Genomic DNA, 17,054 nt, shown 5'->3' on the forward strand with positions numbered 1-17,054 from the left:
CTCACTCCCTGTAAATATATATCGCGCATTCGGAGTTTATCTGGACTTGATAGGCGGTGAAGCCCTCGCATCCAATCAGTCGCTCTACCTCACGATATACTATAAAGAGGCTGCACCTAAATGCATTTCGGGGAGTACGAGCTATCTCCGAGTTTGATTAGCCTTTCACCCCTACCCTCAGCTCATTGGAAAGCTTTTCAACGCTTACCCATCCGGTCCTCCAGTTGGTGTTACCCAACCTTCAACCTGGCCAAGGGTAGATCACTCGGTTTCGCGTCTACCCCCCCCGACTTGGCGCCCTGTTCAGACTCGCTTTCGCTTCGGCTCCGTACCTTAGGTACTTAACCTTGCCGGGGAAGGTAACTCGTAGGTTCATTATGCAAAAGGCACGCCGTCACGTCATTACGACGCTCCGACCGCTTGTAGGCAGACGGGTTCAGGGTCTATTTCACTCCCCTGCTCGGGGTTCTTTTCACCTTTCCCTCACGGTACTGGTTCGCTATCGGTCTCTCGGGAGTATTTAGCCTTACGGGATGGGCCCCGCTGTTTCACGCAAGATTTCTCGTGCCCCGCGCTACTCAGGATACCACTAGGCTTCAATCGTCAGTCGTGTACGGGACTATCACCCTCTACGGTCGCCCTTTCCAAGGCGTTCCACTTGACTCTATCTTGCCACGTCGTGGTCCTACAACCCCCGTGTCGCCTAGACGACATGGGTTTGGGCTCTTCCGTGTTCGCTCGCCACTACTTACGGAATCATTGTTTATTTTCTCCTCCTATGGGTACTTAGATGTTTCAGTTCCCCACGTTCGCCTCCCTTACGGGATGACAGGCCTTCAGCCTGCCGGGTTGCCCCATTCGGATATCCCGGGATCAAGGGCTATTTGCGCCTCCCCCGGGCTTTTCGCAGCTTATCACGTCCTTCGTCGCCTCCGAGAGCCAAGGCATCCACCGTCTGCCCTTGCTTACTTTCTCTCACCTCGCACTTGACGCACGGGTTGATATATCTTAAGCTCGCTCTACTTGTTTCTTCTTTTTGATGTCCAACATGTCAAAGATCCTTCTTACTGAGCCCGACTGTCGTCGGGACGGGATTGGCTGATGCCTATCCCTCTCAATAAACTGTGGAGAATAACGGATTCGAACCGTTGACCCTCTGCGTGCAAAGCAGATGCTCTAGCCAGCTGAGCTAATCCCCCTCATTCGGAGTAGTCCCAGGCAGAGTTGAACTGCCGACCTCTACATTATCAGTGTAGCGCTCTAACCAACTGAGCTATAGGACTGTCAACTTTGCCAAGACTTACGTCCCAGCTTCATCTTTTTCTCTCCGACCGGCCTCCCGGTCTGTAAGATCTATATATAAACATAATCTCAACAGCAGCACAAGGCGATCAATACCTCGTATGACCTCGGTACGGAATCCTGAAGCTCCAGAAAGGAGGTGTTCCAGCCGCACCTTCCGGTACGGCTACCTTGTTACGACTTAGCCCCAGTCACCAGTTTTACCCTAGGCCGATCCTTTCGGTTACGGACTTCAGGTACCCCCGGCTCCCATGGCTTGACGGGCGGTGTGTACAAGGCCCGGGAACGTATTCACCGCGCCATGGCTGATGCGCGATTACTAGCGAATCCAGCTTCACGGAGTCGGGTTGCAGACTCCGATCCGAACTGAGACGTGGTTTGGGGATTCGCTCCCTGTCGCCAGGTGGCCTCCCTTTGTCCACGCCATTGTAACACGTGTGTCGCCCCGGATGTAAGGGCCGTGCTGATTTGACGTCATCCCCGCCTTCCTCGCAGCTTACGCTGGCAGTCCCACCAGAGTCCTCAGCCTAACCTGTTAGTAACTAGTGGCAAGGGTTGCGCTCGTTATGGCACTTAAGCCGACACCTCACGGCACGAGCTGACGACAACCATGCAGCACCTCGCAAACGGCTATTGCTAGAAAAGGTGTTTCCACCTCGGTCCGAATGCGTTCAAACCCGGGTAAGGTTCCTCGCGTATCATCGAATTAAACCACATGTTCCTCCGCTTGTGCGGGCCCCCGTCAATTCCTTTGAGTTTCACCGTTGCCGGCGTACTCCCCAGGTGGATCACTTAACGCTTTCGCTGTGCCGCTTACAGTGTATCGCAAACAGCTAGTGATCATCGTTTACTGCGTGGACTACCAGGGTATCTAATCCTGTTTGATCCCCACGCTTTCGTGCATCAGCGTCAGTAATGGCTTGGCAGGCTGCCTTCGCAATCGGGGTTCTGCGTGATATCTATGCATTTCACCGCTACACCACGCATTCCGCCTGCCTCAAACATACTCAAGCCCCCCAGTTTCAACGGCAATTCTATGGTTGAGCCACAGACTTTCACCGCTGACTTAAAAGGCCGCCTACGCACCCTTTAAACCCAATAAATCCGGATAACGCTCGGATCCTCCGTATTACCGCGGCTGCTGGCACGGAGTTAGCCGATCCTTATTCATAAGGTACATACAAAACGGGACACGTCCCGCACTTTATTCCCTTATAAAAGAGGTTTACGATCCATAGAACCTTCATCCCTCACGCGACTTGGCTGGTTCAGCCTCTCGGCCATTGACCAATATTCCTCACTGCTGCCTCCCGTAGGAGTTTGGTCCGTGTCTCAGTACCAATGTGGGGGACCTTCCTCTCAGAACCCCTATCCATCGTCGGTTTGGTGGGCCGTTACCCCGCCAACTGCCTAATGGAACGCATGCCTATCTATCAGCGATGAATCTTTAGCAAATATTCCCATGCGGGATCCCTGCTTCATGCGGTATTAGTCCGACTTTCGCCGGGTTATCCCCCTCTGATAGGCAAGTTGCATACGCGTTACTCACCCGTGCGCCGGTCGCCACCCGGTATTGCTACCTGTGCTGCCCCTCGACTTGCATGTGTTAAGCCTGTCGCTAGCGTTCATCCTGAGCCAGGATCAAACTCTTCGTTGTTTAAATTGTTTCTTAATATCCTCGCTCCGGAATCCGTTATTGTAGTCCAAAGTCATACTCTATTGACGGTATCGATCCGGAAAATTAATTTTCCTAATACTTGTACTACTTGTTGAATTATGTAAATCTCTCAAAGAACTCTTTTGTCGCTTTCGTTTTGCGAACGTGGATGCAAAGATAAGGACTTTTATTTTAAACCTCCAAATTATTTCGGAACTTTTTTTCTAAAAGTTTGTTTCATCATTTTGTACCGGCGTTCTCTCTCGAATGCGGGTGCAAAAGTAGTGTTATAAAACATAACCTCCAAACTTTTTCGGAATTATTTTTCAAGTTTTTTTCACGAGGGGGATCGCGTACATTGAGTAATACGTCGATATCCATTCTCGGCTCACGTGGCCCACCACGTGGCCTCACGTGTCACCACGTGCACTTAAAACAAGTGCTCCACGAGTACATTTGCACGTATGAAAACGACAAAAACGATCTTGGCCCCGATAGGAAATCACACAGAAAAAACGGCTTTTAGCTCATGAAATCATGCGAAATGCACTTGGTTTTAGTGCTTTCGGATCACGTAAACGTGGGTAAGGACCCATTATATCGCCCCCCAAAGACCCAAAAAGCCGAAGAGGGAAGAACCACACAAACAACTGTATATCCACATGTTAAGGCATCAGGAAAATTCCCCGGTAAAAATCCTAGGGCGCAAAAGGCGCATCTTTACGCTTTCAAAGAAACATTTTTAGAAAAATAATATTTACATCACTCTACAGACAAGAGGGGTATAAACGTTATTTACAGAAAAAGTTTTAGAAACATACGTAAAGATGCGCCCCTTGCGCCCTAACCTATCAGCAACATCCCTAATACGGGATACAAAAAAGTCAATGGGACACGGCCGTAAAGTCATTGAGAAACCATCTCTATTCCATTGACTTTACCACCGTTTCCCATTGAGATACTATCGCAAACCAGACACTTCAAGGACGGAAACTCATTCCCCGAAAAGATACTTACAATCCCGTTCAGCCGCCGGTCTCGTCCAATCCTGAGGGATCATCTGCCATTGGTTTAAAGGTTGTGGGCTAAGTACGCCCTTTTCCTTTATATATTGAATCATATAATAACGGAGGTCTTTATCGGTCGAATGAATGATACGACTCTTTAACTCGTCTTGGGGAATGCCGGCCCCTTTCGTCAATAGCTCGCCTCCTCCGTTACCCCGGTAAGAGTTGAGAGCTACCTTATACGTTTTATTCTCGTCGAAAGGCTTACCATCCGCCATTTTCAAGATCGTGATCTTCTCGCCCTTGGGTTTCGTTACATCCACGGTGTAAATGATACCGGCCGCAGAGTCAAAGTTAAAACTGAAGTTGACGAACGAGGCGTAATTCTCCTGTCCTTTCTTTCTCTCTTTCAATAATAAGAGATGATCGTCCGGAGATTTCATCCGGTTGGTCCACATAGCGTACGATTCCTCCAAGAAGCCTTTGATCTCGGCTCCCGTCAAATTCATCGTATAAAGCATATTCTCATATTTGTAAAGACTGAACATATCGCTGATCGTGATATCCCCTTTATCTATTTTTGCGTCAAAGGATAACGGGGCGGCAAAAGAGACGTCCGCACCAGTCAACTCCAATTGTAAAGAGTGAATAAAATCAATAAAAGCGGATGGCCCAAAGTAAGCGGGACGGGTCGCGATACTCTCCGTAAAAGTTCCCACCTTCTCGGAGACAAAATCATTCACCGCTTTGTATTGCGGAGCGAATTTCTCCATAAACTCCTCGCTAGGCTCCAACTTATCCACATCCGTCAAAACACCCGATACTTTTTTGTCCAAAACCTTTCCATGCTCCATCTTTAACACGACATCAACGGAACCGACTACACGCCCATTACTTGCCGGATTTATCAGTAACACGGAATCTCCCTCGATATTCGCCACCTTACCACAATACCGGCGATGATCATGCCCCATCATAACCACATCGAAGCCCGGAATGCGCTGGGCAACCTCCATCGACGCATCCTCACGGTACTGGCCAGACATGGTACGAGCCTCGTTTCCCGCATGAAAGATACCTACCACAACATCCGGCTTCTCCTTCTCCTGAATGATCTTCATCCATTTACGGGCCGTCTCTTCCATATCGGCGAAATAAAGACCTTGCCACAGAGTCTCCGGCAACCATACAGGAATAGCCGGAGTAATCATCCCCAGTACAACGATCTTCACACCGTCACGCTCAAATACCTCATAGGGCTTTAAATAGGTCTCCCGGTCGGAGGTACGGATAATATTGGCACCCAAGATTGGGAAATCACATTGTTTGATCCAACGATCGAAAACGGCATGGCCAGCCTCTACATCATGGTTACCCATATTTCCCGCATTGTACCCCATATAATTCATCATGGCCGAAGCTATATGCGTAGAGACCGTATCCATGAAATTGTAATAATACGCCGAAGGTTGTCCTTGCAAGATATCGCCATTATCCAATAGCAAAAGGTTATCGCCATACGCCCGGCGTTCTTCTTGCACGAACGAATATACCCGTGCCAGACTTCCTCCCCACTCCCGCTGCTCGATAAAATTATACGGGAAGAAATTTCCATGAATATCACTGGTTTCCAATAATTTCAACTTTACTTCCTTCGTTGTCGCCGACAGACCGAGAGCGACCAGCAGCAATAAGGCAATTGAATAAACTCGTCTCATATCAGGATTTTAGATAGATTAATGACGCGAAGATAACGAAATAACCTGTTCGCCCGGTTTCAACGGGATTTCTTTTCCATCCCAGATAAATATACCCGTAGTACCTTCCGGCAAGACCAGACGGGCGGTTCCCTCACCTCTCTCATCCAATTTATAAACGGCGGTCACGCTTCCAAGCGGATGTGGGATCGTACCGGAAACCTCCTTCAGTTTTCCCAAAGACGGAGCGATCCGTATCTTCCTAAATCCGGGAGCATCGCTATCTATCCCCAACAAGATCCGGTAAAACTCGATATTCGGACTGGCTCCCCAAGCATGGCAATCAGAACGGGATGGCTCCGGCATCTCGGCCCATGTGGTCAATCCCAACGCCATCTGATCCCGCCATATTTGTAAGTTATCCAAGAACTGATCCCCTAAACCGGAAGCTTTCAACGCTTGATTCAAGTAATAACGGAAATAGATCGTACACTGGATCAAGCTCGTATCCGCCAAGGTTTGGTTCATCACCTTTACGGCCTCCTCCCCTTTCGTAACCCCAGTTAGAATCGCCAAGGCATTTACATGCTGGGAATAGCCACGATGATCCTGCGTATCGGCGAATAGATTACGGTCAGCGTCCCAATATTTCGGGCGGATCGTCTTACGCATCTCGGTAGCGATCTTCCGGTAATGATCCGCCATGGTAGGGAGGCCGATCGCTTGTTCCATCTCCGCCGCAAACTCCAAGGTCATTATATACATCAAATCTTGGAGCGCTGAGTTTCCCTCTTTCTCCCGTATCGGCTCGCCATAATCAAAACCGGCCGCCCAATCCACGAAGAACCAATGAGGAACGTAGGACAAACTATAATCCGGCTTCAACCATTGCTCGTACCACGACAAAACCTGACGGTAAGCGGGAAGCAAGGTCTTCATGTATGCCTCATCCCCACGGTACATCCAATAATCGTGCCCCATACAAATCCACCAGAGAGAGAACGAGGATATAAACTGATGTACGCTAGACGGATATCGGCTCATCGTAATCCCTTCCGCCACCATGGACTGCCGTCCTTGCTCTATGGCATTCTTCACCATATAAGGGTCTGATGTATTATACATGGAAATCATTGCCTGTATGCGTGTATCCCCGAAATATTGCAGTTGCTCGTAATACGGGCAGTCCATATACGTCTCATTGGCGCACAGACGGGCGGTACGCCATCCTATCTCGAGCATACGGCCCAGCTCCTCATGTCCCGGAGCGGAGAAAGTGGTCTCGTTACGGAAAGGATAGGCGGAGAAAGTCCCATACATATCCTCGATCACCAAAGGCTCGGAAGCCGTCTTCACTTTCAACTCCACATATCTCCATGTACGCCACCACAGGGACGTGAAGAGACGATTATCTCCCCCATCAGCCAGTATCTTATCCCCGTACCCGATAAACTGCTTATCCGTCAACTCGTCCCGATGTCCCTTGCCATTCAACGCATACGATTTAGTGGTCGATTCCTCTTCTTGCTTATAGAGGGCTTCCGAATAACCGATATGGATCTCGGCCTCCTTTCCTTTGCTGAAGGCTAAGGAGAAATAACCCGTCGTCAGGTAATCATTATCCAGAAGCAAGCGGACCTCCGTATTCGCCGGGATCGTCAAAGCTTTTGGCCAGTAAGGAAATCCTTGCGGGCATTCGATCCCTTCCGACCGGCGGAGCTTGGCCAGACGCTCGATCCGGCTGTCCATCGGAGGTATCGGGCTAGGAACCAGCAACCGTCCCGGGTAATCTCTCGATCCTTTCGTGGCACCCTCCATGCCCCGTACGGCCTTCTCCCATTTCCTGTCGTCGTAATCCGGTTGTTCCCAGCCCCAAGGATAAGCGGAGGCTTCCAGTTCCTCGCCCGGGCCAGCCACGTAATACCCCAATACCTGCCATTCGGTCCAAGGAGCATACGCCTTATTACGCAGGCAGACCCAAGTGGTATCCGTATTTACCACCGCCTCATGCCCCGTATTGCCTTGCAGGATAAAACCCGTCTGATCGTAACTGATCTGGGCGACAGGTTTACGCTCGGCATAATTCCAGACAACGGAGGCCAGCGTATTCTTCCCTTTCCTCAGATAAGGAGCCAGATCCACCGTCTCGAAACTCCAGTTATAGATATCCCCACGGGCCGGACCCAAGGATACCAATTTCCCGTTTACATATAATTTATAACGGTTATCGGCGGAAACATGGACGATAAACCGGGAAGGAACCACCTCCAGATCGAACGATTTACGAAAATGATAGACCCCATATACATTCGGAGCCTCACCCGGGTAGGAGATCCAACGGGCTTTCCATCGTCCCTCGAAAAGAGAAGGATCGATCTTCTCCTGATTATACCCTTTCAGGCTAATCTGGGAGGAAAGGGAGAAGGCTTGAAACACAAAAAGCAAAAGGAATAAATAGGTTTTCATACAAACACGGTATTATTTGAGATTAACGATCCGAACAAAGGTACAAAAAAAGAGAAAGCGCCAAAAGAACTTTTGCCTTTTGACGCTTTCCCTCACAATATACCGGATACCCGGTCCTCCATTAGAAGAATATCTCCGGCTCCCGGCGTGCGCTAAAGTTCTTATGGAGCATCGCCGTGTAAGGAGTATCGAAAGTACGTGCGCCCTCGGGACACTCTTTCACGCAGGCGCAACATTTGATACATAGGTTCGGGTCGCTATACATACCCTCGTCTGCCAAGGATATCGCATGTGTAGGACACACATCCACGCAATACTCACATTGCGTACATAAATCGTTATCCGTAACAGGAGCTTGAGGAGTGGAAGGGCCTTTCACCCGATACGGGAAATTACCTTTCACCTCCAAGGCGGACAAGCATTCCATGCAGGAAACCTTCTCCAGCTCCTCGATAATCTTTTTCCCGAATTCCGTAGCCTGCTTAAGATCCGACTCGTCCGGACGCCCCTCGGCAATGGGCATCCCCTTGCGGCTGAAAGAATGCTCGCCGATAAACGCTCCGGCAGCCACAGGTACGAACCCCTGCTCCGACACTAAATCACAGAGCTCTTTCAAGGCATCCTCATAATCCCGGTTCCCATACAATACCACGGGGACTACCGGCGCATGGTGGGCAGAACGGAACATGCGAAAACGTTCCATGGCAGTCTCCGCCACACGGCCACCGTATACAGGAGCGGCTATAATCGTCAGCTCATCATCAATATACTCTTCCATATCCAGACTCTCACAAGTGACATCCGACTCGGACATCGAAGTGGCACCCATTCCTTCCGCTATCGCGTAAACGATCTTGGCGGACGTGTGTGTCGGAGAAAAATAAATTAAATGTATGTTACTATATTTCATGATTCTTATTTTAACGCACCCTCTATTTTAGTCATTAACTCAGCAAATTCCTCATCGGTATAGCCTTTGCTCGTATAAATGATCTTCCCGTCTTTTCCGACCAAATAGCCACGAGGGATCAAGTTCTTGGCGAAAGCGCCGAAAATAGCCCGGTCCTTATCGGGATACAAAGGAAAATCGAAGCCTTTTTTCTCGTTATATTTCTGTAGATCGGCATCGGAATGCTCACGCCCGATCACCAAGAGAACGAAGTCCTTGTTGTTCTTGTATTTCGGCCAGAGGGTTTGTTGGACAGCGGCCAATTCTTTTTGGCAGGGAGGACACCAAGTGGCGAAGAAATTCACGAGGATCACTTTTCCCTTTAACGAAGCGGACTGCAACTTACTCCCGTTGTCGGAAACAATCGTAAATGACGGCATGGTATCACCGACCTTCACGATATCGGAATTATCCTCCTGAGCTTTGCCTACGAAAGCCAATAACGCTAGTAAACTAGCCAATAAATACTTCTTCATAACCTTAATCATTTCTCGTTTAGGATTCAGCGACAAAGATACATTAAAATTCTCATCAAACCGCATAATTCTAAGGCTTACGAAAGTTCTACGATGCTGTACCTACCCCTCGACAGCTCTTCTAAAAGTTCTAGGGGGTTAGATGTTAAAAAAAACGTACGTGAAACCCGGAGATGTCACGTACGCTGATACCATGCAAACCCGGAGAAAGATTTACCGCAGACTTTGCGCTAAGTCATAACCGGCTTTCAATGCCTTTAGGTTCATATTAACTATATCCTCGCCCTTACGACCGAATATCTGACGGATTCCCGCCTCGATCTTATCATACTCGATCCCGATAAATGGGGTAGCAGCCCCCAGCATCACGATATTGGCGGCACGGACAGAACCCGCTTCCTTGGCGATCTCCTCCACGTCCAATACGACCTTGTGAGGGAGCTTGTCCAACTCGGCGTTCACTTTCTCGATCTCCGGATAGTTCGGGATGTTCACGAACGGACGGGAGTTCGTCACCAGCCAACCCTCTTTCTTCAGGTAAGGCAGATAACGCAAGCTCTCCATCGGTTCCAAGGAGATGATCAAATCGGCGTGGCCCTTCGGGATCAAGTCCGAGGCGATCGGCTCGTCGGAAAGACGCAGGTTAGACTGCACGTCTCCACCCCGTTGACTCATACCGTGTACTTCCGCTTGCTTCATATACAGACCTTCTTTTAAGGCGGCTTCTCCAATAACGGCGGCGATAGAAAGGATACCCTGTCCTCCTACACCTGATAGTATAATATCTGTTTTCATTTCTTGCTTGCTTTTTTCTTTCTGGTTAATGTCTGGATACACTCACGGCGGGGGATCAATACGGATACGCCCTTGTACTCGATTTCCTCACGGATGATAGACTTCATCTCCTCGAAGTTCTTTTTTAAAGGAACCATCACACGGATGTGAGCCGGATCCACACCGATACCGGCGCAGATAGACTCCAGACGTCCTGTTCCGGCGGAATCCTGCCCTCCGGTCATGGCCGTCGTCTCATTATCGGAGATAACGATGGTGATATTCGTGTTCTCGTTCACGCAATCCAGCAAACCAGTCATACCGGAATGGGTAAACGTAGAATCGCCGATCACGGAGATAGCAGGGAATACACCCGCATCGGAAGCGCCCTTCGCCATCGTGATGGAGGCGCCCATATCGATACAAGAATCGATCGCACGGAAAGGAGGCAAAGCTCCCAAGGTATAACAGCCGATATCGCCAAACACCTTAGCCGTACCGTTATACTCGGCGATCACCTCGTTCAAGGCCTCATACATATCCCGGTGTCCACAACCTTGGCACAATGCGGGCGGACGTTGCTCAACCACCTCGGGGATCGCGTAATAGCTCTGGATCTCCTTACCCAAGGCTTTGCCTACCGCGTCTGGCGTAAGCTCGCCGTCACGCTGAAGCGTACCGTCCAGACGGCCATGAACCGTCACGCCTTTCGCCAAGAAACCTTTTAATTGCTCTTCAACGACCGGATATCCCTCTTCCAACACCAAGATCTCCTTACACTCGCCAACGATCTTCTCCACTTGCTTTCTCGGAAGCGGATACTGGGAGATCTTCAATACGGGATGCTCGAAACCGTCCGGATAATTCTCGGAAAGATAATTGAAAGCGATACCCGTCGTGATGATACCCAAGTCTTTATTCGGGGCATCGAAATACTTATTATACGCTGAATTCTCGGAAGCTTCCGTGAAAGCCTCTTGAGACGCCAGCAAACTCTTGAAACGTTTACGGGCCAATGCCGGGAGTAAGATAAAACGTTGACGACCGTCTTCCGGACAATTCATCCGGTTCTCCGGCTTCAACGGGCTGGTTACGACACCGGCACGAGAATGCGCCATACGGGTCGTTACACGCAGCAAGATAGGATACCCTAATTTCTCGGATAACTCGAATCCATGATATACCATATCATAAGCCTCTTGCTGGCTGGATGGCTCAAACATCGGGATCATGGCGAAATTGCCATAAACACGGTTGTCTTGCTCATTCTGGGAAGAGTGCATGGATGGGTCGTCGGCCGTAAGGATGATCATACCTCCGTTGATACCGCTCATAGCGGCGTTCATAAAGCAATCGGCGGCTACATTCAAACCCACGTGCTTCATGCAGCAAAGCGCACGTTTACCGGCATAGCACATACCCAAAGCGGCTTCCATGGCGGTTTTCTCATTTGCGCTCCAGCGACAATGGATACCTCTTTCCTTCGTTACCGGAGAACCTTGGATATATTCTGTGATTTCAGTAGAAGGGGTTCCCGGGTATGCGTACACCCCGGAGATTCCAGCGTCTATAGCGGCTTGCGCTATGGCCTCGTCCCCCAAAAATAAATGTTTTTCCATGTGTATCTGTTTTCTTAATATTGACTATTCACACTATTTAGCTGCCAAAGGTAATGAAAAATGTTCAATTTAGAATGAGAGACTTATGATTTATACTAGATCCATTACCGTATCCGGCGCCTATTCAACTCCGCCCGATACCGGTTGGCATTGCGGTTATGCTCCGCCAACGTCACGGCGAAATTATGCCGTCCCGAGAAATCCTCCTTAGCGCACATGTATAAGTATTTATGTTTCGTATGATTCAATACGCTATTCAAGCCCTTGATAGTAGGAATCCGTAGAGGACCGGGAGGTAGGCCCGCATATTTATAGGTATTATAGGGAGAATCTATTTCCAAATGCTCAAATAAGATACGTTGCAAAGAAAAATCCCCCACCGCAAACTTTACGGTAGGGTCCGCCTGTAAAGGAATACCGGCACGAAGGCGGTTGATATAAAGACCCGCCACGATTGGATATTCGTCCGATGCCGCCGTCTCCTCTTCTACGATAGAAGCCAAGATAGATACCTCAACTGGAGTAAGCCCGATCTCCTCTGCCTTTTTCAATCGTTCCGGTGTCCAGAAAGCGTCATATTCACGCTTCATGCGACGTATAAATTTATCCGCGGATATATTCCAATAAATCTCATAGGTATTAGGAATGAAAAGGGCATGGATCGTTTCCGGGGTAAAACCTAAAGAGTCGCAATACACGGAATCATTCAATAGACGCAGGAGATTTTCCTTCCCGAACATCAATTGATCACTTATACGTTCCGCCAAATCTTCCTTGAAACGGATATTATTAAAAGTAACCCGGGTCGCTACTTGATGTCCTCTCCGCAAGTCATTCAATAAGGTTAAATTACTCATGCCGGGTTTCACGGCGTATCGACCGGTACGCATGGACGCAGGATACTTCAACAATCCACTCAATTGCTTAAAGCTACCGATACGGAGACAGTTCGCCGAATCACTCAACTGCCGGCAAAGATCATCAAAATCCTTTTTATCATCTATATAGACATAGACCGTCTTATCCGGCTTAAAATTCGGAGCCCAAGCCAAACGGTACACCCAAAAGCCTCCACCGCCTATCAAAACAACGAGAATCGCTATCAAGGCGATAATTATCGGACGCCTCGATAAAATTTGTTTGTTCAAATCCATGAATAATCTATTGAATATCAGAATAAGGCACAAAAGTAGTATCTTTTTTCGAAAAAAATGATGTGCAAAGCCTTGTTTATTTAAAATTATAGTTCTACCTTTGCATCGCAATTCTAAGGAAGAAGCACAGAACACACAAGGAAGTGTGGGTGAGTGGCTGAAACCACCAGTTTGCTAAACTGACGTACTCGTTAGGGTACCGGGGGTTCGAATCCCCCCGCTTCCGCAAAGAGCCAACTAATAAATTTATTAGTTGGTTTTTTTGTTTTTAAGCCAACCGAATTAAAGTGTTTCATATATTTGTCATATTTGAACTTATCGTAAGTCGATCTGTTATTAAAAGGAGATAATTAAATATATACATTATGACAATTGCTTTTATCCGAACATATAACAATAAGCAAAACTCCGAGGTCCAAGAAGCTGTGATCCGGGAATTTGCAGAATCTCAGAAGATAGAGATCGGGAAGTGGGCTAAAGAGGTGGGAAATAGTCCTCGTGCGAACCGCAGACTGGAAAGTATTGTCAAATCTTTAAGTCCCGGGGATGAGATACTTGTGTCCGATATATCCCGTGTGAGCCGTAAGATGATCGAGATCATCCATATCATTTTGCTTTGTATAGAGCGAAAGGTAACGCTCCGTAGCGTAAGCGACGGATATGTGTTCGAGGATAATATCGACAGTAAGACTTTGGCCTTTACCTTCGGTCTGGTCTCTGAGATCGAGCGAAAGCTGGTCTCTATCCGTACGAAGGAAGCCCTTGCCTTGATCAGAAGTAAAGGTGTGGTGCTGGGCCGTCCGAAAGGTAGTCAACAAATGGGACGCTTGGAGCCTTATAAGGAACAAATCGAGAAAGACTTGAAAGACCCGAGCTTGACTTACGCTCAGATAGCGGAGAAATACAATGTATCGTTAAGTAGCTTCAAACGCTTTCTGAAAGAGTATCTTCCCGATAAGAAAAAGAAGAAGACTAAAAAATAAGAAAAGCTCCTTTCACCTCTGCTAAGTATATTAGCATTCAGTAGTGAAAGGAGCTTGTTTTTTTATTTCTCTATACGGATACGGGCGTCTACAGCGAACAAGCCTCTATCCGTAGCCACCAACGGATTTATATCCATTTCCTTTATCTCGCTGGCAAAACGCAATAAGGTAGAGAGGCGAACGATAATGTCCGCATATTGTTGCTCGTCGATACCCTTTTGCCCACGTGTACCTTTAATGATCGGATACCCTCTCAAAGAACGAATCATTGAATAAGTCTCATCGTATGACAACGGAGCCAAACCATAAGACACATCTTTCAATACCTCCACGAAGATTCCACCCAACCCGCAAAGTACCACATGGCCGAAACGATCCTCATATTTAGCTCCCAAGAATAATTCCTGTCCTTTCAACATCGGTTGTACCATGATGCCCGTAACACCCGGCAGACGCATCATACGTTCATACTCGAACAATAAATGCTCTTCTCCACGGATATTCAAGGCCACACCACCGATATCGCTCTTATGCACAGGCCCTACAACCTTGGCTACCACCGGATATTTCACCTTCTTGGCAAAAGCCAGCAACGCATCCCTATCATCCGAAGCATATTCCTCCACTAACGGGATATTAGCGGCACGCAACAATGTACGCACTTCCTCCGGATTTAAATAACCGCTACCCGGCAACCGATCTATGATACGACGAACTTCCGGTACATCCACGCCATATAGCTGGATATCCGTGCTCATCGGTTTCGGCGTATTGATCACCCGTGAAAGGGCGGTACCCAATGTCACCTCGTCCGAGAAGTTCACATGGCCTTTCTTGACAAAGCTCTTCACTTCCGGTCCGGCCGTTACGATAGACGGTAATATCGGGAAGATCGGCTTCTTGCACTCTTCCATCTTTTTATGAAGTACCTCGTAGGTATCATAAAGTTTTACCAAACCGGGACTACCGAAGATGACCATCATCAAATCCACATTATCGAAACGATTCTCACAGAAATCGATGGCTGTAGCCAAATGTTCCGGTGTCCCCGTACCGATAATATCAATCGGATTACCGACAGCGGCACCCGGATACAGTTTGGATTTCAACTCATCAGCGATAGGGCCTTCCAAACTAGGAACATTCAAACGCCCCTTGGATAAAGCGTCCGCCAGCATTACCGCAGGCCCTCCGGCATGTGTCACGATCGCACAATTCTTCCCTTTCACGTCTTTCAAGGTAAAGATACTCGCCACGGTAGTCAATTCCTCACGGCTAAAACAACGCACGATACCCGCCTTACGGAACAAAGCCTCCACGGCAGAGTCCGAACTAGCGATAGCGCCCGTATGCGAAGAGGCAGCTCGCTTTCCCGACTCCGTACTTCCCGCCTTGATAGCGGCGATCTTGCATCCCTTACGTATCAAGGAAGACGCATGATACAACAATTTATCCGGTTGCTTGATTTGCTCGATATACAACATCTTGATCTTGGAATCCAATACCGGATCAAAGTTCCGATCCATATATTCAAGGATATCCTCTACTCCATTCTGCTTGGAGTTTCCAACCGACCAAACAGAAGAGAAACGCAGCCCTTTTGTCAGCGCCGACTCGATAATGAACAAGGCCGTACCGCCGGAGCTAGAGATGAAATCCACGCCATCGGGATGGAATTCCGGTATCGGTTGCGTAAACACGCCATGATAATTCATATTCATCAACCCGATACAGTTCGGGCCGATCAAGGAAGCTCCCGCCTCATTCACGACATCCAGCATCTGTTGTTCCAAGATACCGCCTTCGTGTGTCTCCTCGCCGAAACCGGCTGAGATCACGATAAAAGCTTTTACCCCCTTTTGCCGGGCCAGCACTTCCATCACCTCGGGGCACGATTTACTCGGAATCGAGATGATCGCCAACTCCGTCTCCGGGATATCATGTACAGAAGGATAAGACTTGACGCCTTGCACGTCTGTCTCCTTGGCGTTTACCACACATAATTCTCCTTTATATTTTCCATCCAACAGGTTTCGCACGATACGACCGCCCGGTTTATGTACGTTGTTGGAACCTCCCACCACTACGATGCTTTGAGGATTAATCAATTCTCGGTTAATCATAACATTTTGATTAGTTAGATTCAATGAATGGGAGCAAATATAGTTTTTTTCTCCATTTATTCATTAAAACCCGGGGTATTTATTTACACTTTGCACTCTCTGTCTGCAACCAGTCACACCATGCATCCATCCCGTCTCCTTTCGTGGCGGATACCTCGAATATCTGGAGACGGTGATTTACCTTCAAGGCGTTTTCCCGAAGCACTTCCACTTTTGTATTCAGATAAGGAGCCAGATCAATCTTGTTGATTACGCAGATATCTGCCTCCTGAAAGATATGTGGGTATTTCAACGGTTTATCATCTCCCTCCGTCGTACTCACGATAACGACTTTCTTGGACTCTCCGAGATCGAACATGGCCGGACAGACCAGATTGCCGACATTCTCTATAAAAAGGATCGCTCCCTCCTTCGGATTCAGATGCTTAACGGCATGATTGACCATGTCGGCTTCCAAATGACAGCCGGTACCGGTATTTACCTGAAACACGGGAATCTCCAACGCCGCTATACGGTCGGCATCGTTTGAGGTTTGTTGATCGCCTTCTATCACATAGATCGATCGCTTCGCTTTCAAACGGCGGATCGTCTCTTCCAGCAAGGTTGTCTTACCGGATCCGGGCGAACTCATCAAGTTCAGGCAGAACAGGTTCTTAGCCTCGAAATATCCCCGGTTTCGCTCCGCCAATAAGTTGTTACGTTGAAGTATATCTTGTTCCAGATTGATTACGATCCCTTCATCAGGATGGTGATGATGTTCATGGCCATGAGAATGCTCATGCATATGATCGTGATGGTGATGATGCTCTCCGCATCCGCAAGTTCCGCACATAGTATTTAAGTTTTT

11 protein-coding genes, 3 tRNA genes and 2 rRNA genes (1 of these 16 running past the window's edge) are annotated in these 17,054 nt (G+C 48.3%); 3 read left to right on the forward strand and 13 right to left on the reverse strand.

What is annotated here, in order from left to right; genetic code table 11:
* The 4 genes from BDI_RS08960 to BDI_RS08975 all read right to left on the reverse strand — a co-directional run.
* A 23S ribosomal RNA gene (locus tag BDI_RS08960) occupies nucleotides 1-975 on the reverse strand; it reaches 1,904 nt to the left of the window's first position.
* 150 nt (nucleotides 976-1,125) lie between these two features.
* Nucleotides 1,126-1,199, reverse strand: a tRNA-Ala gene (locus BDI_RS08965).
* Nucleotides 1,200-1,209: 10 nt separating this feature from the next.
* Nucleotides 1,210-1,283, reverse strand: a tRNA-Ile gene (locus BDI_RS08970).
* Nucleotides 1,284-1,434: 151 nt separating this feature from the next.
* Nucleotides 1,435-2,959: ribosomal RNA gene (locus BDI_RS08975) — 16S ribosomal RNA — on the reverse strand.
* The 16S and 23S rRNA genes sit together here with 2 tRNA genes alongside, the layout of an rRNA operon.
* 529 nt (nucleotides 2,960-3,488) lie before the next feature.
* On the opposite strand from BDI_RS08975, the gene BDI_RS08980 reads away from it, so the two are divergent.
* On the forward strand, nucleotides 3,489-3,713 hold the full coding sequence (locus BDI_RS08980; RefSeq protein ID WP_005865070.1) for a hypothetical protein: 225 nt from the start codon (nucleotides 3,489-3,491) through the stop codon (nucleotides 3,711-3,713).
* Nucleotides 3,714-3,953: 240 nt separating this feature from the next.
* Here the strand turns inward: BDI_RS08980 and BDI_RS08985 are convergent, their stop codons facing one another.
* From BDI_RS08985 to mltG, 7 genes are all read right to left on the reverse strand, one after another.
* Nucleotides 3,954-5,684 (reverse strand): bifunctional metallophosphatase/5'-nucleotidase, encoded by a 1,731-nt coding sequence (locus tag BDI_RS08985; RefSeq protein ID WP_011966596.1) that lies wholly within the window; start codon nucleotides 5,682-5,684, stop codon nucleotides 3,954-3,956.
* A gap of 18 nt (nucleotides 5,685-5,702) precedes the next feature.
* Nucleotides 5,703-8,129 carry an alpha-L-rhamnosidase N-terminal domain-containing protein gene (locus BDI_RS08990; protein ID WP_011966597.1) on the reverse strand — a complete coding sequence of 809 codons (2,427 nt, stop codon included), beginning with the start codon at nucleotides 8,127-8,129 and terminating at the stop codon, nucleotides 5,703-5,705.
* Nucleotides 8,130-8,250: 121 nt separating this feature from the next.
* Nucleotides 8,251-9,039 carry a 4Fe-4S binding protein gene (locus tag BDI_RS08995; RefSeq protein ID WP_009275908.1) on the reverse strand — a complete coding sequence of 263 codons (789 nt, stop codon included), beginning with the start codon at nucleotides 9,037-9,039 and terminating at the stop codon, nucleotides 8,251-8,253.
* Nucleotides 9,040-9,044: 5 nt separating this feature from the next.
* Nucleotides 9,045-9,554, reverse strand: coding sequence for a TlpA family protein disulfide reductase (locus BDI_RS09000; protein ID WP_008778142.1), 510 nt, complete (start codon nucleotides 9,552-9,554; stop codon nucleotides 9,045-9,047).
* 213 nt (nucleotides 9,555-9,767) lie between these two features.
* Nucleotides 9,768-10,349 carry an indolepyruvate oxidoreductase subunit beta gene (locus BDI_RS09005; RefSeq protein WP_005865060.1) on the reverse strand — a complete coding sequence of 194 codons (582 nt, stop codon included), beginning with the start codon at nucleotides 10,347-10,349 and terminating at the stop codon, nucleotides 9,768-9,770.
* Nucleotides 10,346-11,947 (reverse strand): thiamine pyrophosphate-dependent enzyme, encoded by a 1,602-nt coding sequence (locus BDI_RS09010; RefSeq protein ID WP_005865058.1) that lies wholly within the window; start codon nucleotides 11,945-11,947, stop codon nucleotides 10,346-10,348. The genes BDI_RS09005 and BDI_RS09010 overlap by 4 nt, the downstream gene beginning before the upstream one ends.
* 104 nt (nucleotides 11,948-12,051) lie before the next feature.
* The gene (gene mltG / locus BDI_RS09015) at nucleotides 12,052-13,101 is read right to left on the reverse strand and encodes an endolytic transglycosylase MltG (protein ID WP_009018288.1); all 1,050 of its coding nucleotides are present in this window, start codon (nucleotides 13,099-13,101) and stop codon (nucleotides 12,052-12,054) included.
* Between the two features lie 139 nt (nucleotides 13,102-13,240).
* Between mltG and BDI_RS09020 the strand changes: the two genes are divergently transcribed.
* Nucleotides 13,241-13,327 (forward strand) — tRNA-Ser (locus tag BDI_RS09020).
* Between the two features lie 139 nt (nucleotides 13,328-13,466).
* Entirely contained in the window at nucleotides 13,467-14,084 is a 618-nt protein-coding gene (locus tag BDI_RS09025) for a recombinase family protein (protein ID WP_005855033.1), read from the forward strand.
* Nucleotides 14,085-14,146: 62 nt separating this feature from the next.
* On the opposite strand, the gene BDI_RS09030 is transcribed toward BDI_RS09025, so the two are convergent.
* Together BDI_RS09030 and hypB are read right to left on the reverse strand one after the other, a co-directional pair.
* On the reverse strand, nucleotides 14,147-16,207 hold the full coding sequence (locus BDI_RS09030; RefSeq protein WP_005855031.1) for an acetate--CoA ligase family protein: 2,061 nt from the start codon (nucleotides 16,205-16,207) through the stop codon (nucleotides 14,147-14,149).
* Nucleotides 16,208-16,286: 79 nt separating this feature from the next.
* Nucleotides 16,287-17,039: a hydrogenase nickel incorporation protein HypB gene (gene hypB, locus BDI_RS09035; protein WP_011966598.1), complete on the reverse strand. Its 753-nt coding sequence runs from the start codon at nucleotides 17,037-17,039 to the stop codon at nucleotides 16,287-16,289.
* Nucleotides 17,040-17,054 lie beyond the last annotated feature (15 nt).

Origin of the sequence: Parabacteroides distasonis ATCC 8503 (genome assembly GCF_000012845.1) — a bacterium.
GTDB classification, from domain to species: domain Bacteria; phylum Bacteroidota; class Bacteroidia; order Bacteroidales; family Tannerellaceae; genus Parabacteroides; species Parabacteroides distasonis.